This is a genomic window from Caballeronia sp. ATUFL_M2_KS44 (assembly GCF_023630965.1).
In the GTDB taxonomy this organism is placed as follows: Bacteria; Pseudomonadota; Gammaproteobacteria; order Burkholderiales; family Burkholderiaceae; genus Caballeronia; species Caballeronia concitans.
The window spans coordinates 70,222-90,224 of record NZ_JALQEA010000036.1; the positions used below are offsets into that span (position 1 = coordinate 70,222).

19 protein-coding genes and 1 tRNA gene are annotated in these 20,003 nt (G+C 64.5%); 12 read left to right on the forward strand and 8 right to left on the reverse strand.

All coding sequences use genetic code 11. The features are described 5' to 3' along the window. The first annotated feature begins 36 nt into the window (after positions 1 to 36). Positions 37 to 912 carry a dienelactone hydrolase family protein gene (locus NCR39_RS15165; RefSeq protein WP_250452920.1) on the forward strand — a complete coding sequence of 292 codons (876 nt, stop codon included), beginning with the start codon at positions 37 to 39 and terminating at the stop codon, positions 910 to 912. A gap of 13 nt (positions 913 to 925) precedes the next feature. Here NCR39_RS15165 and NCR39_RS15170 read toward each other — a convergent pair whose 3' ends face one another. Then, positions 926 to 1,795, reverse strand: coding sequence for a sulfurtransferase (locus NCR39_RS15170; protein WP_250452921.1), 870 nt, complete (start codon positions 1,793 to 1,795; stop codon positions 926 to 928). A 128-nt stretch (positions 1,796 to 1,923) separates the two neighbouring features. Beyond that, on the reverse strand, positions 1,924 to 3,030 hold the full coding sequence (locus NCR39_RS15175; RefSeq protein ID WP_250452922.1) for an aromatic ring-hydroxylating oxygenase subunit alpha: 1,107 nt from the start codon (positions 3,028 to 3,030) through the stop codon (positions 1,924 to 1,926). Between the two features lie 309 nt (positions 3,031 to 3,339). On the opposite strand from NCR39_RS15175, the gene NCR39_RS15180 reads away from it, so the two are divergent. From NCR39_RS15180 to folE2, 4 genes are all read left to right on the forward strand, one after another. Further along, complete coding sequence (locus tag NCR39_RS15180; RefSeq protein WP_250452923.1) at positions 3,340 to 3,675, forward strand: exodeoxyribonuclease VII small subunit; 336 nt, start codon at positions 3,340 to 3,342, stop codon at positions 3,673 to 3,675. Next, positions 3,672 to 4,559 (forward strand): polyprenyl synthetase family protein, encoded by an 888-nt coding sequence (locus NCR39_RS15185; RefSeq protein ID WP_250452924.1) that lies wholly within the window; start codon positions 3,672 to 3,674, stop codon positions 4,557 to 4,559. The genes NCR39_RS15180 and NCR39_RS15185 overlap by 4 nt, the downstream gene beginning before the upstream one ends. Positions 4,560 to 4,638: 79 nt before the next feature. Continuing rightward, complete coding sequence (gene dxs / locus NCR39_RS15190; protein ID WP_250452925.1) at positions 4,639 to 6,549, forward strand: 1-deoxy-D-xylulose-5-phosphate synthase; 1,911 nt, start codon at positions 4,639 to 4,641, stop codon at positions 6,547 to 6,549. Positions 6,550 to 6,722: 173 nt separating this feature from the next. Continuing rightward, entirely contained in the window at positions 6,723 to 7,520 is a 798-nt protein-coding gene (gene folE2 / locus NCR39_RS15195; protein WP_250452926.1) for a GTP cyclohydrolase FolE2, read from the forward strand. Positions 7,521 to 7,571: 51 nt separating this feature from the next. On the opposite strand, the gene NCR39_RS15200 is transcribed toward folE2, so the two are convergent. Further along, complete coding sequence (locus NCR39_RS15200; RefSeq protein ID WP_250452927.1) at positions 7,572 to 8,468, reverse strand: LysR substrate-binding domain-containing protein; 897 nt, start codon at positions 8,466 to 8,468, stop codon at positions 7,572 to 7,574. Between the two features lie 108 nt (positions 8,469 to 8,576). On the opposite strand from NCR39_RS15200, the gene NCR39_RS15205 reads away from it, so the two are divergent. Together NCR39_RS15205 and NCR39_RS15210 are read left to right on the forward strand one after the other, a co-directional pair. Further along, positions 8,577 to 9,806, forward strand: a complete 1,230-nt coding sequence (locus NCR39_RS15205) for an MFS transporter (protein ID WP_250452928.1) — start codon at positions 8,577 to 8,579, stop codon at positions 9,804 to 9,806. 35 nt (positions 9,807 to 9,841) lie between these two features. Next, positions 9,842 to 10,468 (forward strand): glutathione S-transferase family protein, encoded by a 627-nt coding sequence (locus NCR39_RS15210; RefSeq protein WP_250452929.1) that lies wholly within the window; start codon positions 9,842 to 9,844, stop codon positions 10,466 to 10,468. A 6-nt stretch (positions 10,469 to 10,474) separates the two neighbouring features. Here NCR39_RS15210 and tsaD read toward each other — a convergent pair whose 3' ends face one another. After that, positions 10,475 to 11,503 carry a tRNA (adenosine(37)-N6)-threonylcarbamoyltransferase complex transferase subunit TsaD gene (gene tsaD, locus NCR39_RS15215; protein WP_250452930.1) on the reverse strand — a complete coding sequence of 343 codons (1,029 nt, stop codon included), beginning with the start codon at positions 11,501 to 11,503 and terminating at the stop codon, positions 10,475 to 10,477. A 62-nt stretch (positions 11,504 to 11,565) separates the two neighbouring features. Between tsaD and NCR39_RS15220 the strand changes: the two genes are divergently transcribed. The 5 genes from NCR39_RS15220 to NCR39_RS15240 all read left to right on the forward strand — a co-directional run bounded on the left by NCR39_RS15220 (position 11,566) and on the right by NCR39_RS15240 (position 18,111). Further along, a complete protein-coding gene (locus tag NCR39_RS15220) occupies positions 11,566 to 12,792 on the forward strand; it encodes a BaiN/RdsA family NAD(P)/FAD-dependent oxidoreductase (RefSeq protein WP_250452931.1) in 1,227 nt (408 codons plus the stop codon). Positions 12,793 to 13,051: 259 nt separating this feature from the next. Continuing rightward, positions 13,052 to 13,498, forward strand: coding sequence for a GatB/YqeY domain-containing protein (locus NCR39_RS15225; RefSeq protein WP_040050295.1), 447 nt, complete (start codon positions 13,052 to 13,054; stop codon positions 13,496 to 13,498). Between the two features lie 19 nt (positions 13,499 to 13,517). Beyond that, a complete protein-coding gene (gene dnaG, locus NCR39_RS15230; RefSeq protein WP_250452932.1) occupies positions 13,518 to 15,401 on the forward strand; it encodes a DNA primase in 1,884 nt (627 codons plus the stop codon). A gap of 435 nt (positions 15,402 to 15,836) precedes the next feature. Next, on the forward strand, positions 15,837 to 17,891 hold the full coding sequence (gene rpoD / locus NCR39_RS15235) for an RNA polymerase sigma factor RpoD (RefSeq protein WP_084592835.1): 2,055 nt from the start codon (positions 15,837 to 15,839) through the stop codon (positions 17,889 to 17,891). 143 nt (positions 17,892 to 18,034) lie between these two features. Next, a tRNA-Ile gene (locus NCR39_RS15240) sits at positions 18,035 to 18,111 on the forward strand. Between the two features lie 216 nt (positions 18,112 to 18,327). On the opposite strand, the gene NCR39_RS29795 is transcribed toward NCR39_RS15240, so the two are convergent. The 4 genes from NCR39_RS29795 to NCR39_RS15255 all read right to left on the reverse strand — a co-directional run bounded on the left by NCR39_RS29795 (position 18,328) and on the right by NCR39_RS15255 (position 19,998). Continuing rightward, a complete protein-coding gene (locus NCR39_RS29795) occupies positions 18,328 to 18,510 on the reverse strand; it encodes a ParB-like protein (protein WP_350029679.1) in 183 nt (60 codons plus the stop codon). Positions 18,511 to 18,590: 80 nt separating this feature from the next. Further along, a complete protein-coding gene (locus NCR39_RS15245) occupies positions 18,591 to 19,118 on the reverse strand; it encodes an MgtC/SapB family protein (RefSeq protein ID WP_250452933.1) in 528 nt (175 codons plus the stop codon). Between the two features lie 41 nt (positions 19,119 to 19,159). Continuing rightward, a complete protein-coding gene (locus NCR39_RS15250) occupies positions 19,160 to 19,348 on the reverse strand; it encodes a hypothetical protein (RefSeq protein WP_250452934.1) in 189 nt (62 codons plus the stop codon). Beyond that, positions 19,309 to 19,998: a heavy metal-binding domain-containing protein gene (locus NCR39_RS15255; protein ID WP_250452935.1), complete on the reverse strand. Its 690-nt coding sequence runs from the start codon at positions 19,996 to 19,998 to the stop codon at positions 19,309 to 19,311. The genes NCR39_RS15250 and NCR39_RS15255 overlap by 40 nt, the downstream gene beginning before the upstream one ends. Between the last annotated feature and the right edge of the window lie 5 nt (positions 19,999 to 20,003).

Sequence of the window (20,003 nt, forward strand, 5' to 3'; positions counted from 1 at the left end):
GCGGCGCCTTGGCGGCTCTTGCCGCAGGAGCTTCGTATGCTGACCCCCGAAGTCGACAGCCTCATCCCGCACGTCCCGTTCGATCGCCGCGGCTTCATCAAGGCCGCGCTCGGCACCGGTTTCGCGGCCGCCGTGCTGCCCGTCTCCGCGCAAACCATCCATACCGATAGCGACGGCCTCGAAGCCGGCTCCATCGGCGTGCGCGGCGCGGACGGCACGCTCGTGCCCGCGTATCGCGCGCAGCCGAAGGGCAAGACGCATCTGCCGGTCATCATCGTCATTCACGAGATTTTCGGGGTGCACGAGCATATCGCCGATATCTGCCGCCGCTTCGCGAAGCTCGGCTATCTGGCCATCGCGCCGCAGCTTTTCACGCGGCAAGGCGATGCCGCGTCGATGCCGTCCATCCAGCAGATCAACGATCAGATCGTCTCGAAGCTGCCGGATTCGCAAGTGCTGTCGGACATCGACGAAACCGTGAAATGGGCCGGCGAACATGGCGGCGACCTGAAGCGCCTGGGCATCACGGGATTTTGCTGGGGCGGGCGCATCACGTGGCTTTATGCGGAGCACAACCCGAACGTGAAGGCGGCGGTCGCGTGGTACGGGCGGCTCGTCGGCAACAAGACGGCGATGACGCCGAGCAATCCGATCGACAACGTCGGCGAGTTGAACGCGCCCGTGCTCGGGCTGTATGGGCGGCAGGATCAGAGCATTCCGCAGGACACCATCGAGCAGATGAAGCAGGCCATCGCCAATGGCCCGCAGAAAGCGCGCGGCTCGCAATTCGTCGTCTATGACGATGCCCCGCACGCGTTTTTCGCCGATTACCGTCCGAGCTATCGCAAGGCCGACGCCGAGGACGGCTGGAAGCGCGCGCTCGCGTGGTTCCGCGAGCACGGCGTCAAATGAACGGCTTCGGCGCTCAAGGGTTCGGGCCGGTGGCGACGGGGCGGCCCGGATCGGCGCTCCATTCGCTCCACGAGCCGGGATAGAGCGCCGCGCCGTGCAGCCCGGCGATCTCCATCGCGAGCGCGTTGTGGCACGCGGTGACGCCCGAGCCGCATTGCAGGACGACGCGATCCGCCGGCGTCGCGCCGATCAGCGATCCGAACGCCTCGCGCAATTCGTGCGCGGTCTTGAAGCGGCCTTCCGCCGTCAGATTGTTCTTGAAGAAGTGATTCAGCGCGCCGGGAATGTGCCCGCCGACGGGATCGATGGTCTCGTTCTCGCCGCGATACCGGTCCGCCGCGCGCGCATCGATCAGCAGATGATCGCGCGAGCCGATGCTGCGCTCGATGGCGTGTGCATCGATCGTCACCTGCAGCGGCGCGGCGGCCTTGAACGTGCCTTGCGATGCCGGCGGCACGGCGGTATCGAGCGGTCTGCCGGCTGCTTCCCAGGCCGGCAGACCGCCGTCGAGCAGCGCGACGGAATCGTGCCCGAGCCAGCGCAGCAGCCACCACAGACGCGCCGCGTACATGCCGCCTTGCGCGTCATACGCGACGACCTGCTGACCTTCGTTCAATCCGAGACTCGCCAGCTTCGCAACGAGCGCCGCGCGTTCCGGCAGCGGATGACGGCCGTTCGTGCCGGTCTTCGCGCCGGACAGATCGCGGTCCAGGTGCAGATAATGCGCGCCGGGGATGTGGCCGGCGGCATAGGCGGCTTCGCCGGCTTCGGGCGCGGCGAGATCGAACCGGCAATCGAAGATGACGACGCTGCCCGGAGAGGCGTCGAGATGTTCGGCGAGATTCGCCGCCGAGATGAGCGTGGTGTAGTGAGTGTGCAGCATGACGGCTCCTGATGATCGGGCTTCGGCGCGCGTGGCAACGAATGCGGACGACAAGTGCTTAGTCTAAACAAAAAGACGGGCTCGAAAGCCCGTCCTTTTGTGATTCGTGAGTCGTCAAGCGATCGCGCTCAGATGTTTCCCAACTGATGCCGCAGGAACTCGTGGAAGTGCTGCATGCCCGATTCCATCGGACTCTGATACGGCCCGACCTGATTCTCCCCGCGCGACATCAGCGCGCGACGGCCCGCGTCCATGCGCTCGGCGATTTCATCGTCCTCGCGCGCGGTTTCCATGTACGCCGCACGTTCCGCCTCGATGAACTCGCGTTCGAACAGCGCGATTTCCTCGGGGTAATAGAACTCGACGATGTTCGTCGTCTTTTGCGTGCCGCGCGGAATGAGCCACGAGACGACCAGCACGTGCGGATACCACTCGATCATGAGACCGGGGTAGTACACCATCCAGATTGCGCCGAAATCCGGCGGCGCGCCGTTACGGAAGCGCAGGACTTCGTCGTGCCATTTGCGATACGTCGGGCTGCCGGGCTTTTCCAGATTCTTGTGGACGCCCACCGTCTGCACGCTGTACCAGTCGCCGAATTCCCATTCGAGGTTGTCGCACGAGACGAAGCTGCCGAGTCCCGGATGGAACGGCGCGACGTGGTAATCCTCCAGATAGACCTCGATGAAGGTCTTCCAGTTGTAGTTGCATTCGTGGACTTCGACGTGATCGAACATGAAGCCCGAAAAGTCGAAATGACGCGCGGTGCCCAGCTTCGCGAGATCGGCCGCGACATTGCGGCCCTGCGTTTCGAAGAGCAGGCCCTGCCAGTTCTGCAGCGGCGTGGCGCCCAGATTCAGGCACGGCTTGTCCGCGAAGTGCGGCGCGCCGAGCAATTGTCCATTGAGATCGTAGGTCCAGCGGTGCAGCGGGCAGACGATGTTGTCCGCGCTGCCGCGCCCGTTCAGCATGATGGCCTGGCGATGGCGGCACACGTTCGACAGCAGTTCGATGTCGTTCTGCTGATTGCGGACGAGCACGCGCCCTTCGCCTTCACCCGGAAGCGCGAAATAGTTTCCCGCGTCGGGAACCATGAGTTCGTGCCCGATGTAGCGTGGACCTTGCTTGAAAAGTGTGTCGAGTTCGCGCGTAAGAAGCGCTTCGTCAAAGTAAGCCGTGACTGGCAGTTGGCTATGGACAGCCTTCAACTGCAATGCATTGCTCAGATTGGACATTCCCACTCCCGTTAAGACGTGAAAGCAGTGAACAACCCAACCATCGAAGATTCGATTTAGGGAGCCAGCGATTATACCGAAATCCGCCACGCTGGGGCGCATAAGGTCTTGATTTGGGTATAAATTGTCGCGAGAGTTCCGCTAAGTCCGCGATTTCTTGACGGCGCGCAAGCTCCGTTCCGCGTGGTTTCCCGAAAGCCACCGCCGTTCGTCCGCGCGTCAACGGCGGACGGGATGCGGGTCGAAAATTTAGCTTTTGCCGTAGAATGTGCGACTTGGTTCCAATTATCAATTGCACATCCACGATTCATGGCGAAGACCGCAGTCCAGGCAGCAGGCGAAGAATCCGGCGGGAATACGCCGGGCGCGGACGCCGCGTCGCTTCCGGAAAATTACGAAGCCGCGCTGGCCGAACTCGAATCGCTCGTGGCGCGCATGGAAGAGGGCGCGCTGAGCCTCGAGGAATCGCTGGCCGCGTATCGTCGCGGCGCGGCGCTTGTGGGCTTTTGCCAACAGCAGCTCGAAAAAGTCGAGCAGCAGGTTCGCGTGCTCGACGGCGAGACGCTCAAACCGCTGCCCGCCGAGGTACAGCGCGCAACCCAGGGTGCCGGAGCAAGCAACGACAACGGGGACGACGACCTATGACCTTCGAACAATGGATGCGCGCCACGCTCGACCGCGTCGAAACCGCGCTCGAACATTATCTTCCCGGCACGGACATCGCCCCGGCGCGTCTGCATGAAGCCATGCGCTACGCCGTGCTCGGCGGCGGCAAGCGCGTGCGTCCGCTTCTGGTCCACGCGGCCGGCGAGCTGACGGGCGCGAGCGCTCACGCGGTCGAAGCCGCGAGCGCGGCGCTCGAAATGATCCACGTGTATTCGCTCGTGCACGACGACATGCCCGCCATGGACGACGACGCCCTGCGCCGCGGCAAGCCCACGGTACACATCCAATATGACGAAGCGACGGCACTGCTCGTCGGCGACGCGCTGCAGTCGCAGGCGTTCATCGCGCTGACCGCGAACGGCAACGGCCTCACCGACAGCCAGCAGGCCGCGCTCGTGCGCGAACTGGCCGTCGCGAGCGGCTCGGTCGGCATGGCGGGCGGCCAGGCCATCGACCTCGAAAGCGTCGGCCGCAAGCTGTCGCGTCCGGAACTCGAGACGATGCATCGCAAGAAAACGGGCGCCCTGTTGCGCGCGTCCGTTCGCATGGGCGCGCTGGCCGGCGAGCAGCCGGGCGCGGAAGCGCTCGCCGCGCTCGATCAGTACGCCGCCGCCATCGGCCTGGCGTTCCAGGTCGTCGACGACATCCTGGACGTGACCGCGGATTCCGCCACGCTTGGCAAGACCGCGGGCAAGGACGCGCAACACGACAAACCGACTTACGTGTCCATCATCGGACTCGACGCATCCCGCGAACTCGCCGCCCAGTTGGGCCGCGACGCGCATGCCGCCATAAAGCCGTTCGGCGGGCGCGGCCAGCGGCTTGCGGAACTTGCCGACCTGGTCGTAAACCGGGTGCACTAAACGTTGAATGCGTGACGAACCCCACGGCGCAACAATCGCGCTGAACGAATCACGCCAGTTTTCCTAAAATGGGACGACGATGTACGACTTGCTGAAATCCATCGACGATCCGGCCGATCTTCGGGCCCTCGATCGACGCCAACTGCAGCCGCTTGCCGACGAACTGCGAGCCTACGTGCTCGACAGCGTGTCGCAGACGGGCGGCCATCTGTCGTCCAATCTGGGCACGGTCGAGTTGACGATCGCGCTGCACTATGTCTTCGATACGCCGAGCGACCGCATCGTGTGGGACGTCGGCCATCAGACGTATCCGCACAAGATTCTGACCGGCCGCCGCGATCAGATGCCGGGACTGCGCCAGTTGGGCGGCATTTCCGGCTTTCCGCGCCGCGCCGAATCCGAGTACGACACCTTCGGCACCGCGCATTCGAGCACGTCGATTTCGGCGGCGCTCGGCATGGCGGTCGCGAACAAGTTGCAGGGCGACAATCGCTACTCGATCGCCGTGATCGGCGACGGCGCGATGACCGCCGGCATGGCCTTCGAGGCGATGAACAACGCGGGCGTCGCCGACGACCTGCCGCTGCTCGTCATCCTGAACGACAACGACATGTCGATTTCGCCGCCGGTCGGCGCGCTGAATCGCCATCTCGCGCGTCTGATGTCGGGCCGCTTCTATGCCGCCGCGCGTGCGGGCGTCGAGCGCGTGCTGCGCGCCGCGCCGCCGGTGCTGGACCTCGCGCGCAAGCTCGAAGAGCACGCGAAGGGCATGATCGTGCCGGCCACGCTGTTCGAAGAGTTCGGCTTCAACTACATCGGGCCGATCGACGGTCACGATCTCGACTCGCTCGTGCCGACGCTGCAGAACATCAAGGAACTGCGCGGCCCGCAATTCCTGCACGTCGTCACGAAGAAAGGCCAGGGTTACAAGCTCGCCGAAGCCGATCCGGTGCTGTATCACGGTCCCGGCAAGTTCAATCCGGCCGAAGGCATCAAGCCGTCGACCGCGCCGGCAAAGAAGACCTACACGCAAGTCTTCGGCGAATGGCTGTGCGACGCCGCCGCGCAGGATTCGCGCGTGGTCGGCATCACGCCCGCGATGCGCGAAGGCTCGGGCATGGTCGAATTCGAGAAGCGCTTCCCGGACCGTTACTTCGACGTGGGCATCGCGGAGCAGCACGCGGTCACGTTCGCGGGCGGTTTGGCTGCGGACGGGATGAAGCCGGTCGTCGCCATTTATTCGACGTTCCTGCAACGCGCGTACGACCAGTTGATTCACGATGTCGCGCTGCAGAACCTGCCGGTCGTCTTCGCGATCGACCGCGCGGGTCTCGTCGGCGCAGACGGCGCGACGCACGCGGGCAATTACGATCTCGCGTTCCTGCGCTGCATCCCGAACATGACGGTGATGGCCGCATCCGACGAAAACGAATGCCGCCAGATGCTTTACACGGCGCTCCAGCAGCCGAATCCGACGGCCGTGCGTTATCCGCGCGGCGCGGGCACGGGCGTGGCCACGGTCAAGCAGATGACCGCGCTTTCGGTCGGCAAGGGCGAAATTCGCCGGGAATCGTCGCAGAAGCTGGGTTCGGGCAAGCGCATCGCGATTTGCGCGTTCGGCACGATGGTCGCGCCGTCGCTCGCCGCCGCCGACGAACTCGACCTCACCGTCGCGAACATGCGTTTCGTGAAGCCGGTCGACGCCGATCTGCTGCGCGAACTCGCGGCGACGCACGACGCCATCGTGACCATCGAGGAAGGCTCGATCATGGGCGGCGCGGGTTCGGCCTGCGTCGAGGCGTTGCTGGCGAGCGGCGTCGTCAAGCCGGTGCTGCAACTGGGCTTGCCGGACGTTTTCATCGATCACGGCGATCCCGCCAAGCTGCTCGCGAGCGTCGGCCTCGACGCAGCCGGCATCGCGCGTTCGATCCGCGAGCGTTTCCTCGCCGCCGTCGAAAGCGCAGGCAAGCTGACCAAGCGCGTCGCCTGACGCGAATCTCGCCGGGCCGGGCGCGCTCGGGTTGCCGCGCGCCAAGCCTTGCGTCACCACGCGGCGCGGGTTTCGACTCGCGCCGCGTGCGTTTCACCGCAGATCACCGCTTACCACCGCAGACCATCGTTAGCGTCGTGCCGTCGCGCGCCCGGCGTACAAGGACATAAGAAATGAATCAGATGAATCCCGCCTTCGCGATGCCCGATGTTCAGAGCACGCCGGACACGCGTCAGATCGCGATTGCGCGCGTCGGCGTGAAGGGCGTGCGGCATCCGCTGTCGGTGCGCACGGCGAGCGGCGTGCAGCCGAGCGTCGGCGTGTGGAATCTCGACGTGCATCTGCCCGCCGAGCAGAAGGGCACGCATATGTCGCGCTTCGTCGCGCTGCTCGAAGAACATCGCGATCCGCTCGATCAGGCCGCGCTGCGCGCGATGCTCGCCGAGATGTTGACGAAGCTCGAAGCGCATTCCGGCCGCATCGAAGTGAGCCTGCCGTACTTCGTGATGAAGACCGCGCCGATTTCGGGCGTGCAGAGCCTGCTCGATTACGAGGCGACGTTCATCGCGGAAAAGCGCGACGGCGAAACGCGTGTGTCGCTCAAAGTGCTCGTGCCGGTGACGAGCCTGTGTCCGTGTTCGAAGAAGATTTCGCAATACGGCGCGCACAACCAGCGCTCGCACGTGACGATCGCGGCGGAGCTGGCCGGCGATGTCGCGGTGGAAGAGCTGGTGCGCATTGCGGAAGAAGAGGCGTCGTGCGAACTCTGGGGCTTGCTGAAGCGCCCGGACGAGAAGTTCGTGACCGAGCGCGCGTATGAAAATCCGAAGTTCGTCGAAGACCTGGTGCGCGATATCGCGGTGCGGCTGAACGCGGACGATCGCATCGTCGCGTATGTGCTCGAAGCGGAGAACTTCGAGTCCATCCACAATCACAGCGCGTATGCGGTGATCGAGCGGGACAAGCGCTGAGCTTTTCTGCTGCCGAGCCGAACGAAGAACCGGTCCACGCGACCGGTTTTTTCATGCGAACGCCGGTTGCGCCGACGCATGCGCTTCGCGCACCGAATCGATCACGAGCGACGCCAGCCGCTCGACCGGCGCCGATCCGCCCGCCGACGCGCGATGCAGCGCGAGCGGAATTGAAGGCAGCGGCGGCAAGCCGGCTTCGCTTTCGTCGAGCGCGCGCACGGTCGATGGCAAGCCGTAGCACGTACGCACGGTCACGCCGAGTCCGGCCGCAGCGGCGGCCCACAGTCCCGCGAGGCTCGGACTCGTGAACGCGACGCGCCATTTGATGCCCGCCCGGTCCAGCGCCGCCGCCGCCGCGCTGTGAAAGACGCAGGGGCGGTCGAACGCGATCAGCGGCAGCGGTTCGTTCGCGTCATGCTGGAACGGCATCGCCGATGACCCGATCCAGCGCATGCGCGGCGCGGCGATCGGTTCGAACTCCTTCGCACCCGCCGATCCCCACACGAGCGCGAGGTCGAGCTGGCCCGTTTCGATGCGCTCCAGCAGTTCCGTGTTCCGCGCGACGCGCGCTTCGATCCGCACCTTCGGATGCGCCCGCGCGAAGCGGCCCAGCACGTCCGGCAGCACGGCTTCGCCGAAATCTTCCTGCAGGCCGAGCCGAATCCAGCCTTCCAGATCGACGCCGCGCACCGCGACCGCCGCTTCGTCGTTCAGTTCGACGAGCCGCCGCGCGTAGCCGAGCATCACTTCGCCCGCGTCAGTCAGCGCGAGGCCGCGTCCCGACTTGCGGAACAGTTCGATGCCCGCCTGTTCCTCCAGCTTGCGAATCTGCGCGCTGATCGCCGATGTCGAGCGCCCCACGCGATCCGCCGCCTTCGCGAAGCTGCCGAGGTCCATGCCCGCGACGAAGCTGCGGAGCACGGCGAGGTCGAACGTCGTTTGACGCATGGCAATCATCCTGTCTTATCGAACGATACGTGTGAAAGTTTTTGATTTTCAGGATGATCGTAAGCCGTCACACTGACTTCCGTCAAATCAAAAAAAGGAAACGCAGCCATGGCAACGCCTCTCAGCCTGACGACGCCGACGCTCGGCGGCGCGCATCGATGGAAAGTGCTCGGCGTCGGCGTCGCGGCGAACGCCAGCTTTTCCGCCGCGGTCGCGGGCATTCCGACGACCGCCGTATGGCTGCGCAGCGGCTATCACCTCGGCAACGCGGAACTCGGCCTTGTGCTCGGCGCGCTCGGATTGGGCGCGGCGGTATCGGAACTGCCGTGGGGCGTGCTGACCGACCGCTGGGGCGATCGTCGAGTGTTGCTGACCGGCCTCGTTTCGACGGCAATCGCGCTGATCGCGATGAGTCTGTTCGTCGTACCGTCGATGAACGGCGAAGCGCCCGCGCTCGGTTGGCTCCTCGTCGGCCTGTGCGCGCTCGGACTGCTCGGCGGCAGCGTCAACGGGGCGAGCGGGCGCGCGGTGATGGCGTGGTTCGCGGAAGGCGAGCGCGGCCTCGCGATGAGCATCCGACAGACCGCCGTGCCGCTGGGCGGCGGAATCGGTGCGGCGTTGCTGCCGTGGCTGGCGTCGTCGATCGGCTTCGCGGCCGTGTTCGGCGCGCTGGCCGCGATGTGCGCAATCTCCGGCGCGTTCACGTGGCGCTGGCTGCACGAGCCGCCCCACGCAACACAGCCGCATCGACACACGCACGCCGCGCCGCTCGGCGACGTGCTCGTCTGGCGGATGGTGCTCGGCATCGGCGTGTTGTGCGTGCCGCAATTCGCGGTGCTCACCTTCGCGACGGTCTTTCTTCACGATGCCGGGCGCTTCGGCGTGACGGCCATCAGCACGACGATGGGCGCGCTGCAGCTCGGCGCGATGGTCATGCGCGTCTGGAGCGGCCGATACACCGACCGGCACGGCAACCGCCGCGCGTATCTGCGCGTGTCGACGTGCGTCGCGGTGGCGTCGTTCGTCGCGCTCGCGGCGGCGACCGCATTCGGCGCGGCCCGCACGCCCGCGCTGCTCGCCGCGATGATCGTCCTCGCGGGCGTGTGCATATCGGCGTGGCATGGCGTCGCGTACACCGAACTGGCGACGCTCGCCGGCACCGCGCGCGCCGGCACCGCGCTCGGCATGACGAACACCGCCGTCTACGCCGGCCTCTTTCTGACGCCGATCGCGATTCCGCACGTGCTCGCCGCCGGCTCGTGGACGGCCGTGTGGCTCGCGGCGGGCGTGTGCGCGTCGCTCGCGCTGCCATTGTTTCCGAAGCCCGCGCGCGCTTAAACTGCCCGTCTCGAACAACGACGCGGAGCGCGCACATGATCCTGATTGGCCAATACGATTCCCCTTTCGTGCGACGCGTGGCCATCGCGCTGAGTCTGTACGGCATCGCGTTCGAGCATCGTCCGTGGTCCGTTTTCGGCGATGCCGACAAGATCGCGCCGTTCAATCCGCTCGTCCGCGTGCCGACGCTCGTGCTCGATTCCGGCGACGTGCTGATCGAAAGCGCGATGATTCTCGATTATCTCGACGAAGAGGCGGGTGCGGCGCGGGCGCTGATCGCATCGGAAGGAAACGAGCGGCGCGAAGCGCTGAAAGTTTGCGCGCTCGCGACCGGTTTCGCCGACAAGGCCGTCGCGCTCGTCTACGAACGCGTGCTGCACGAGGAGACTTCCGAGGCGTGGGTGAATCGATGCACGGGCCAGGTCGAGCGCGTGCTCGATGCGCTCGAAGCCGACCGCGCCGCGCGTCCGTCGCCCTTCTGGTTCGGCGACGCGATCGGTCATGCGGACATCGCCGTGGCGTGCGCGCTGCGTTTCGCGCGCGAGGCGCATGCGCCGATTTTTGCCGGCGAGCGCTGGCCGGCGCTGATCGCGCATGGCGATCGCTGCGAGGCGCTCGACGTGTTTCAGTCGATCGTGCAGCCGTTCAATCCGCCGAAGTGAACGCGATCAGGCGCGCGCGAGCGAGGTCAAATCCCAGCGCGGCTTCACGGTGAACGCGTAGTCGCGCACGGCCTGCTCCGGCCAGCGCGCGAGCCGCAGCGCGCCCGCGAGCGCGATCATCGCGCCGTTGTCGGTGCAGAGCGACAAATCGGGATAGTGGACATCGAAGCGACGCTTCTTCGCCGCCGCCGACAGCGCCTCGCGCAACTGCCGGTTCGCGCCGACGCCGCCCGCGACGACCAGCCGCTTCAGCCCCGTCTTCTTGAGCGCCGCGAGCGATTTCGCGACGAGCACGTCCACGGCGGCATCGACGAAACCGCGCGCCAGGTCCGCCTTCGCCTGCTCGCAGACGTTCGCGCCGAGCTTGCGGCTATGCGTCAGCACGGCGGTTTTCAGGCCGCTGAAGCTGAAATCGAGATCGCCGGAATGGAGCATCGGACGCGGCAGCGCGACCGCGCCCGGCGTGCCGAATTCCGCCATTCGCGAGACTTCCGGGCCGCCCGGATAGCCGAGACCGAGCAGCTTCGCGGTCTTGTCGAAGGCTTCGCCGGCGGCGTCGTCGAGCGTTTCGCCGAGCGTCTCGTACACGCCGACGTCGGTCACGCGCATCAACTGCGTGTGTCCGCCCGACACGAGCAGCGCGACGAACGGAAACGGCGGCGGCGAATCGACGAGAAGCGGCGAGAGCAAATGCCCTTCGAGATGATGGATGCCGACCGTCGGCTTGTCCCACGCCATGGCGAGCGCGTTGGCGATGCTCGCGCCGACGAGCAGCGCGCCCGCCAGCCCCGGCCCTTGCGTGAACGCGATGGCGTCGATGTCGGCGCGCGCGACTTGCGCTTCGGCCATCACCTGTTCGAGCAGCGGCAGCGCCCGGCGGATGTGATCGCGCGAAGCCAGTTCCGGCACGACGCCGCCATACTCGCGATGCATCGCGATCTGCGAATGCAGCGCATGCGAAAGCAGGCCGCGCCCGGTGTCGTAGAGCGCGAGGCCGGTTTCGTCGCAGGAACTTTCGATGCCGAGAACGAGCATGATGAAGGGCGTCGGAGGGTAACGGGAAAGTATACCAGCGGGCGCCAGTTACAATGCGCGGCATGGAATCCTTCGATATCGCCGTCATCGGCGCGGGCGCGGCCGGGATGATGTGCGCGGCCGTCGCGGCTCAGGCGGGCCGGCGCGTCGTGCTCATCGACCACGCCGAGCGCCTCGCCGAAAAAATCCGCATCTCCGGTGGCGGCCGCTGCAACTTCACCAATATCAACGCGCAGCCGGCGAACTTTCTGTCGGCGAATCCGCATTTTTGCCGCTCGGCGCTCGCCCGCTACACGCCGCGCGATTTTCTCGCGCTGCTCAAGCAGTACCGCGTGAAATGGCACGAGAAGCACAAAGGCCAGCTCTTTTGCGACGATTCGAGCGAGACGATCATCGACGTCCTGCGTAGCGAGTGCGATGCCGGCGGCGTCGCGTGGCGCCGTCCGGTGAGCGTGGAAGCGATCCGTCACGACGGCGCGCGCTTCACGCTCGATACGACCGCGGGCGCGATCGGCGCGGCGGCGCTCGTGATCGCGACCGGCGGCTTGTCGATACCGAAAATCGGCGCGACGGACTTCGGCTATCGCGTGGGGAAGCAGTTCGGGCACAAGCTCGTCGATACGCGGCCCGCGCTCGTGCCGCTCACCTTCACGTCCGCCGACTGGGCGCCGTTCGCCGCGCTTTCCGGGCTTTCGCTGCCGGTTCGCATCGGCACGGGCAAGGGCAAGACGCGCGGCGAGTTCGATGAAGACCTGCTGCTCACGCATCGCGGGCTGTCGGGGCCGGGCGTGTTGCAGATTTCGAGCTACTGGAACACGTCCGAGCCGATTCACGTGAATCTGCTGCCCGATCTCGACGCGACCGAACTTCTGCTCGACGCGAAAGCCGGATCGAAGAAGCAAATCGGCAATTTTCTGACGGAGCATTTGCCCGCGCGGCTCGCCCACGCGTGGCTCGACGCGCAGCGTGTCCCGGTCGATGCGCGCCTCGCCGATCTTCCGGATCGCACGCTCAAGGCGATCGGCGCGTCGCTGTCCGGCTGGACGCTGACGCCGAGCGGCACCGAGGGCTATCGCAAGGCGGAAGTCACGCGCGGCGGCGTCGATACGCGCGAACTGTCGTCGGCCACGATGATGAGCGAGCGCGTCGGGGGACTGTATTTCGTCGGCGAAGCGGTGGACGTCACCGGCTGGCTCGGCGGCTACAACTTCCAGTGGGCGTGGGCGTCCGGCGTCGCGGCGGGGAAGGCGGCGGCCGAGTACGCGCACGGCACCGCGAAAGTGGCCTGAATCCGCGCGTTCGCCGGTGTTCCCCCGGTCTCGGAACGCGGACCCGTTTGCTATACTCGGACGGTCATCGGAGGAATTCCGTGCGCGTTCCCGCGCCGATCCTTCGCTCTGGCTGGCGTTACGGCGGCGCGCATCGCTCGGAGCTCATAACGACTCGCTACAGTCCCGCTTGAGGAGGCGTTCCCCAAGCGGGTTTTTGCTTTCGCGGCGCGGTCGAACGTCGGTCGGATTTCCATTTCGCAATTGCACCGGGTGAACGATGAGCCTCAAAGACCAGATCAACGACGACATGAAGACCGCCATGCGCGCGCGCGAAACCGAGCGCCTCGGCACCATTCGCCTGCTGCTCGCCGCGATCAAGCAGCGTGAAGTCGACGATCGCGTGACGCTCGACGATGCCGCCGTGACCGCCGTCGTCGACAAGATGATCAAGCAGCGCAAGGATTCGATCAGCCAGTTCGAGTCGGCGGGCCGCACCGATCTCGCCGACAAGGAAAAGGCGGAACTCGCCATTCTGTCCGCGTACATGCCCGAGCAGCTTTCCGCCGACGCCATCGCCGCCGAAGTGCAGGCCGCGATCGCCGCGACGGGCGCAGCCGGTCCGCAGGACATGGGCAAGGTGATGGGCGTGCTCAAGCCGAAGCTCGCGGGCAAGGCGGACATGACCGCCGTGTCGGCGCAGGTCAAAACGGCGCTTGCCAAGTAATCCACGCCGCTGACACCCGGTGATTCCGCACGCATTTCTGCAGGATTTGCTCAACCGCGTCGATATCGTCGACGTGGTGGGCCGCTACGTCCAATTGAAAAAGGGCGGCGCGAACTTCATGGGCCTGTGCCCGTTCCACAACGAGAAGAGTCCGTCGTTCACGGTCAGCCCGACCAAGCAGTTCTATCATTGCTTCGGCTGCGGCGCGCACGGCACGGCGATCGGCTTCCTGATGGAACACACGGGGCTGACGTTCCCCGAAGCGGTCAAGGACCTCGCGCAGGGCGCGGGGCTGACGGTGCCGCAGGAGCCTTCGAATTCGTTCCGCGGCGGTGGAGGCGGCGGCGACAGCGCGCCGAGCAAGGCGGTCAGCACCGCGCTGACGGACGTCATGCAGACCGCCTGCGACTTCTATCGCAAGCAGTTGCGCGCCGCGCCCAACGCCATCGCGTATTTGAAGAAGCGCGGGCTGACCGGCGAAATCGCCGCGCGCTTCGGCCTGGGCTACGCGCCCGACGGCTGGCAGAACCTCGAAACCGCGTTTCCCGATTATCGCAACGAGAATCTCGTCGAAGCGGGGCTCGTCATCGTGAGCGAGAAGACGGACGCGCAAGGCCAGGCGCGTCGCTACGACCGCTTCCGCGAACGCGTGATGTTCCCGATCCGCAACGTGAAGGGCAATGTCATCGGATTCGGCGGACGCGTGCTCGACGGCGGCGAGCCGAAGTATCTGAATTCGCCCGAGACGCCGCTTTTTAGCAAGGGCAGCGAACTGTACGGCCTGTTCGAAGCGCGCTTGGCCATTCGAGAGTTGGGCTATGCGCTCGTCGTCGAAGGCTATATGGATGTGGTCGCGCTGGCGCAGTTGGGCTTCGCGAACGCCGTCGCGACGCTCGGCACCGCATGCACGCCGGTGCACGTGCAGAAGCTCTTTCGTCAAAGCGACACGGTGGTATTCAGCTTCGACGGCGATTCCGCAGGCCGCCGCGCCGCGCGTCGCGCGCTGGAAGCGGCGCTGCCGCACGCCGCCGACAATCGCACGATCAAGTTCCTTTTCCTGCCGAAGGAGCACGACCCGGACAGCTACGTGCGTGAATTCGGCACGGACGGTTTCGGCGAGCAGGTCGATCGCGCCATGCCTTTGTCGCAATTTCTGCTCAACGAGGTGCTGAACGACAAGGAACTGGAGCAGCCGGAGGGCCGCGCGAAGGCGCTCTTCGACGCCAAGCCGCTTCTGCAGGCGCTTCCGGCGAACGCGCTGCGGGTGCAGATCCTGCATATGCTCGCAGACCGGCTCGATACACCGTTCACGGAAATTGCGGCGCTGTGCGATATCGACTCGCGCGCCGCCGCCGTGGCCCGCGCGTCGGTGCCGAAGAGCGAGCGTCGTCGCGTGACGGGCCAGGAGCAGCGCGCGCTGCGCAATCTGGTGATGTATCCGGGCATCGCGGTATCGCTCGATCAGGAGAGCGAGCGCACGCTCGTGACCATGACCGAGCACGGCGAACTGTTCAGCGAAGTGATCGGCCACGCGCGCGAACTGGGCGGCGCGGCGGAGTTTCAGATGTTGTCGGACGTCTTGAGAAATGCCGCAAATGCGCCCACATACGAGGATATCTTCCAGGAAATTCTCGCCTATGATGAAAACGTGCGCGATCTGCTGCTGCGCGATCCATCCGACGAGGACGCAGCGCAGCGCGTGGAAGAGCAGAAACGTCTGCTAGCGGAAGAGCTGCAGGCGACGGTGGTGAAGCTGCTTCACGACACGTATCGGGCGCGGCTGGATCAACTGGCGCGGCAATCGAGCCTGTCGGCGGAAGAGGTGGCCGAGTTTTCGGATTTGTCGGCGAAAGTCGCGCAGATCAAGGCCGGACGGGGCGCTGGCGCGGATGGCATAAGGTGAAATGCTATAATCGATAGTTCAAAATTCGTTGCTTTCTTCAACCGGATGGTCCTGTTTTCGCCGGCGCAAACGTCGAAGGAAATAGGGGCGATGAAGAGTGGCAACGTCGGGCGGGGAAGAGTTTTCGGAAGGTTGCAGCAAAGCGCTGGCTGAGTGGGCTGTCGAGGCAACGTTGAAGCCGCGGCGCAGTGAATGCGTCGCAAAGCGGGCCGAGAGACAAAGAACGGGCGGGTAAGCACGCCGACGAACAGACGGGCGCAAGGTAAGCGGCTGCTATGGCGGGTAGGGCGATTCGCGATCGAGCGCATCGCGTTCGAACCGCGATAGGGCCCCGGGCAGGGCACGCAGCAGGTCGGCACGAAGCAGCGTGCGCATTGGGTATTCACGGTTCAATCGGTTGCCATCCGGCAGCCGCGAGTCGAGACTAAAGCCTGTATGGCGAACTCCATGACGAAAAAGCTGAACGATGTACCCGTCGAAGACGACGCAACGCAAAACGCAGAGCCTGCCGCCGCACCTGCGGCGAAGGTCGAGAAGGCCCGCGCTCGCGATCGTCGCGCGAAGGAGAAGGCGCTGCTGAAAGACGCGTTCGCGTCGAGCGCGCCCGGCACGGTCGAGGAACTCGAAGAGCGGCGCTCGAAGCTGCGCGCACTCATCAAGCTCGGCAAGGAGCGCGGCTTTCTCACGTACGCCGAAATCAACGATCACCTTCCGGACAACTTCACGGAAACCGAGGCGATCGAAGGCATCATCAGCACGTTCAACGACATGGGCGTGGCGGTGTACGAACAGGCGCCCGATGCCGAGACGCTGCTTCTGAACGACAACGCACCCAATGCTTCTTCCGACGATGAAGTCGAGGAAGAAGCCGAAGTCGCGCTCTCCACCGTCGATTCCGAATTCGGCCGCACGACCGATCCCGTGCGCATGTACATGCGCGAGATGGGCACGGTCGAACTGCTGACGCGCGAGGGCGAAATCGAGATCGCGAAGCGCATTGAAGACGGCCTCAAGCACATGGTCATGGCGATTTCCGCCTGCCCGACGACCATCGCGGACATTCTCGCGATGGCCGAGCGCGTGCAGAACGAGGAAACGCGCGTGGACGAACTCGTCGACGGCCTGATCGACCCGAACGCGGAAGACACCGACGGCTTCTCCGAACAGGAAGCCGAGGCGATCGAATCCGAGGAAGAGGAAACGGACGAGGAAAGCGACGAAGAAGAGGAAGAGGACGACGGCGCCGCCCAGGCGAGCGCGAACGCCGCGCAACTGGAGGCGCTCAAGCGTCAGTCGCTGGAGAAGTTCTCGCTTATCAGCGAGTGGTTCGACAAGATGCGCCGCGCGTACGAGAAGGAAGGTTATAAGTCGAAGGCCTATCTGAAGGCGCAGGAAGCGATTCAGACCGAGCTGATGTCGATCCGCTTCACGGCGCGCACCGTCGAGCGCCTGTGCGACACGTTGCGCGCGCAAGTCGACGAAGTGCGTCAGGTCGAGCGTCAGATTCTGCACACGGTGGTCGACAAGTGCGGCATGCCGCGCGCCGAGTTCATCGCCCGTTTTCCGGGCAACGAGACGGATCTCGACTGGGCGGACAAGGTTGTCGCGGAAGGGCACGCGTACAGCGCCGTGCTTGAGCGCAATATCCCGGCCATTCGCGAGCAGCAGCAGCGTCTGCTGGATCTTCAGGCGCGCGTGGTGTTGCCGCTCAAGGATTTGAAGGAAACCAACCGTCAGATGGCGGCGGGCGAGCTGAAGGCGCGTCAGGCGAAGCGCGAAATGACCGAGGCGAACTTGCGTCTCGTGATTTCGATCGCGAAGAAGTACACCAATCGCGGCTTGCAGTTTCTCGATCTGATTCAGGAAGGCAATATCGGCCTGATGAAGGCGGTGGACAAGTTCGAGTATCGTCGCGGATACAAGTTTTCGACGTACGCGACATGGTGGATTCGCCAGGCCATCACGCGCTCGATTGCGGACCAGGCGCGCACCATCCGCATTCCGGTTCACATGATCGAAACGATCAACAAGATGAACCGTATTTCGCGGCAGATTCTGCAGGAAACCGGTCTGGAGCCGGATCCGGCGACGCTTGCCGAGAAGATGGAAATGCCGGAGGACAAGATCCGCAAGATCATGAAGATCGCGAAGGAGCCGATCTCGATGGAGACGCCGATCGGCGACGACGACGATTCGCATCTCGGCGATTTTATCGAGGACAACAACACGGTCGCGCCGGCGGACGCTGCGCTGCACGCGAGCATGCGCGATGTGGTGAAGGACGTGCTCGACTCGCTGACGCCGCGTGAGGCGAAGGTGTTGCGGATGCGCTTCGGCATCGAGATGAGCACGGATCACACGCTCGAGGAAGTCGGCAAGCAGTTCGACGTGACGCGCGAGCGGATTCGCCAGATCGAGGCGAAGGCGCTGCGCAAGCTGCGGCATCCGAGTCGGTCGGACAAGCTGAAGTCGTTCCTGGAAGGGAGTTGATGCGCGCGCCGGGCTTGTATTGAGAGGCGTTGTAAGGCAAACTCGCAGACCTTCGAGAGTTTGCCTTGCGCATCGTTCTGAAGTATCAGAAAGCGCCGCAATGGCGCTTTCTTTTTGCCTTTTTTGCCCTGCGTTCTGCACAAGGGCCGGAAGCTTAACTGGTATAAGCTGTCGACTCATAATCGACCGATAGTGGGTTCGAGTCCCACCCGGCCCACCACAATTTTCCCTATTAAATCAAATGGTTAGTCGGACGATGGACTCGTCTGGGGGCTTTTCAGGGGCAACGTTGGCCGGGAGATGCCACAACGGGCGCACACGACACCGGCGTTGCCGGTCTTGCGATACGTACGCACCCAACGTCAACGAAAACGTATCGAGATTTCGATGCTCCATCGTCCAATGTAGTCGAAACGATGTCTATGAATCACACAGATCAGAAATGTCTGCCCTTCGGCCGAGCACCGTTGGGGATTGGATGAGCCTCAACGAAGTCGCGCCGCTCCTTTCCTGACATCGACTCGATGTGTTTGCACTTGTCCCGTATCTCCCGCATACCAATGGTCATTTGCATTGGCCTCAGTTCATGTACATGGATGAAATCGTGGCGTCTTGCCATTGTCCTTGGGAAACAGCAACGTCGCGGAGGTCGCACGATAGACCACGATGACCGCAACCCCGCAACCTGCAGGAGAGATTTCAGGTGACTGCGGACCCGGGGCGGCGAGGCCGCGTCTCCGTCGATGGAACGTGAACAGATGGGCCCGTCCTCACGTCGGGCAGGGTTGAATCGTGAGCGTCATCGTCACCGCCGCGCGCCCACGGAAGCGCGTGGTCGGCCCAATGTAGCGCAACGTTCGCAAGGACAATCAGCGCTGTGCTAAAGGCCGCCACGGCGATCATGCCCGTGCCGGAGAGCGCCCCGACCGCTGCTGCCGCCCAGACCGTCGCCGCCGTATTCAGTCCACGCAGCCGAAACCCATCCCGCAGGATCAGTCCGCCGCCGAGAAAACCGATCCCGGACGCGATCTGCCCAACGATGCGCAGCGTGTCCGCAGCGGAGTTCGCCGAGCAGCCGGCGGCGACAAAGACGGCCGAACCGAGACATACGAGCGCGTTGGTATGCAGCCCGGCAGCGTGTCCGCGCCAGCGCCGTTCGAGCCCGATGAAAGAGCCGAACACGAACGCGACTGAAAGGTTCAGCAACAAGCCGTAGGGTGATCCCATTTATTATTTACCTTCTGTTCACGGCGATGCGAGTCGCTAGATCAATCATTCACGGATAGCACAAGGGTCGGCGCGGGAATATCCTTTGCCTCGATTTCGACATTCAGCGGCGCAACCGCAGTGCCGATCGCGAAGAATTCGATCACATGGCTTTCCCATCGGTACGACTTTTCGTGGATCATCGTACCGATCACGCCTTCGGCCCGGGCAGTTTGCGCTTCGATCTGCATCCGCTCGATTGCCAATTCGCGCGCACTGTAGATTGCCTGCGTGAACTGCTCCAGTTCGACGTTGGAACCCGCCTGACTGAATGCCTTCCACATGCCGCGGTGCGCAACGTGGTACACACACTGCCCATGACCAGTTCAATCGGCCGGTAGCCGGAATTCAGCAGCGTGTAGAAGTCCTGGCCCGAGAGATCCGAGGTGAACGGACCTCCGTCGTGCGCCCGGAAGCCTTTGGTGTCGTGGTTATGGACCACGCCCGTGCCGATGGCGACGAATTCGAGAATGTCCGCGTCCCACTCGACATGCTTGATTTCGAGGCGCACTCCCACGATGCCGTCAGCGCCCATGCCACGCGCTTCCTCGCGCATGCGCGACATCGCCAGTTCGCGAGCGTGATACATGGCCTGAGACAACACCTCGAGCTCCTGATTCTTGTTCCAGGAACCGTACTGAATGCCGACGTGATAGATACTGCTGCCCACGCATAAGCCAATCGGCTCGAAGCCAGCCTTGCGGACCAGCAGGAACTCGTTGACCGACAGATCGGAGGTGAACACCGAGGTCGGGTGAGCCGCGCTGCGCAGCCCCTTTAGACGCGCTTTGGCGCTCGCCGGAAGCTGCGCGGTGACGTCTTGCATCGTGGTTTCACTCATGGTTG

Coding starts and splice junctions, on each gene's coding strand:
- NCR39_RS29795 (WP_350029679.1), bottom strand. CDS start 18,510: ATGGCAAGACGCCACGATTTCATCCATGTACATGAACTGAGGCCAATG.
- NCR39_RS15210 (WP_250452929.1), top strand. CDS start 9,842: ATGATCCTGATTGGCCAATACGATTCCCCTTTCGTGCGACGCGTGGCC.
- NCR39_RS15205 (WP_250452928.1), top strand. CDS start 8,577: ATGGCAACGCCTCTCAGCCTGACGACGCCGACGCTCGGCGGCGCGCAT.
- NCR39_RS15175 (WP_250452922.1), bottom strand. CDS start 3,030: ATGTCCAATCTGAGCAATGCATTGCAGTTGAAGGCTGTCCATAGCCAA.
- NCR39_RS15245 (WP_250452933.1), bottom strand. CDS start 19,118: ATGGGATCACCCTACGGCTTGTTGCTGAACCTTTCAGTCGCGTTCGTG.
- rpoD (WP_084592835.1), top strand. CDS start 15,837: ATGGCGAACTCCATGACGAAAAAGCTGAACGATGTACCCGTCGAAGAC.
- NCR39_RS15180 (WP_250452923.1), top strand. CDS start 3,340: ATGGCGAAGACCGCAGTCCAGGCAGCAGGCGAAGAATCCGGCGGGAAT.
- NCR39_RS15200 (WP_250452927.1), bottom strand. CDS start 8,468: ATGCGTCAAACGACGTTCGACCTCGCCGTGCTCCGCAGCTTCGTCGCG.
- NCR39_RS15250 (WP_250452934.1), bottom strand. CDS start 19,348: ATGCAGATCGAAGCGCAAACTGCCCGGGCCGAAGGCGTGATCGGTACG.
- NCR39_RS15185 (WP_250452924.1), top strand. CDS start 3,672: ATGACCTTCGAACAATGGATGCGCGCCACGCTCGACCGCGTCGAAACC.
- NCR39_RS15220 (WP_250452931.1), top strand. CDS start 11,566: ATGGAATCCTTCGATATCGCCGTCATCGGCGCGGGCGCGGCCGGGATG.
- NCR39_RS15225 (WP_040050295.1), top strand. CDS start 13,052: ATGAGCCTCAAAGACCAGATCAACGACGACATGAAGACCGCCATGCGC.
- NCR39_RS15170 (WP_250452921.1), bottom strand. CDS start 1,795: ATGCTGCACACTCACTACACCACGCTCATCTCGGCGGCGAATCTCGCC.
- tsaD (WP_250452930.1), bottom strand. CDS start 11,503: ATGCTCGTTCTCGGCATCGAAAGTTCCTGCGACGAAACCGGCCTCGCG.
- NCR39_RS15165 (WP_250452920.1), top strand. CDS start 37: ATGCTGACCCCCGAAGTCGACAGCCTCATCCCGCACGTCCCGTTCGAT.
- NCR39_RS15255 (WP_250452935.1), bottom strand. CDS start 19,998: ATGAGTGAAACCACGATGCAAGACGTCACCGCGCAGCTTCCGGCGAGC.
- dxs (WP_250452925.1), top strand. CDS start 4,639: ATGTACGACTTGCTGAAATCCATCGACGATCCGGCCGATCTTCGGGCC.
- folE2 (WP_250452926.1), top strand. CDS start 6,723: ATGAATCAGATGAATCCCGCCTTCGCGATGCCCGATGTTCAGAGCACG.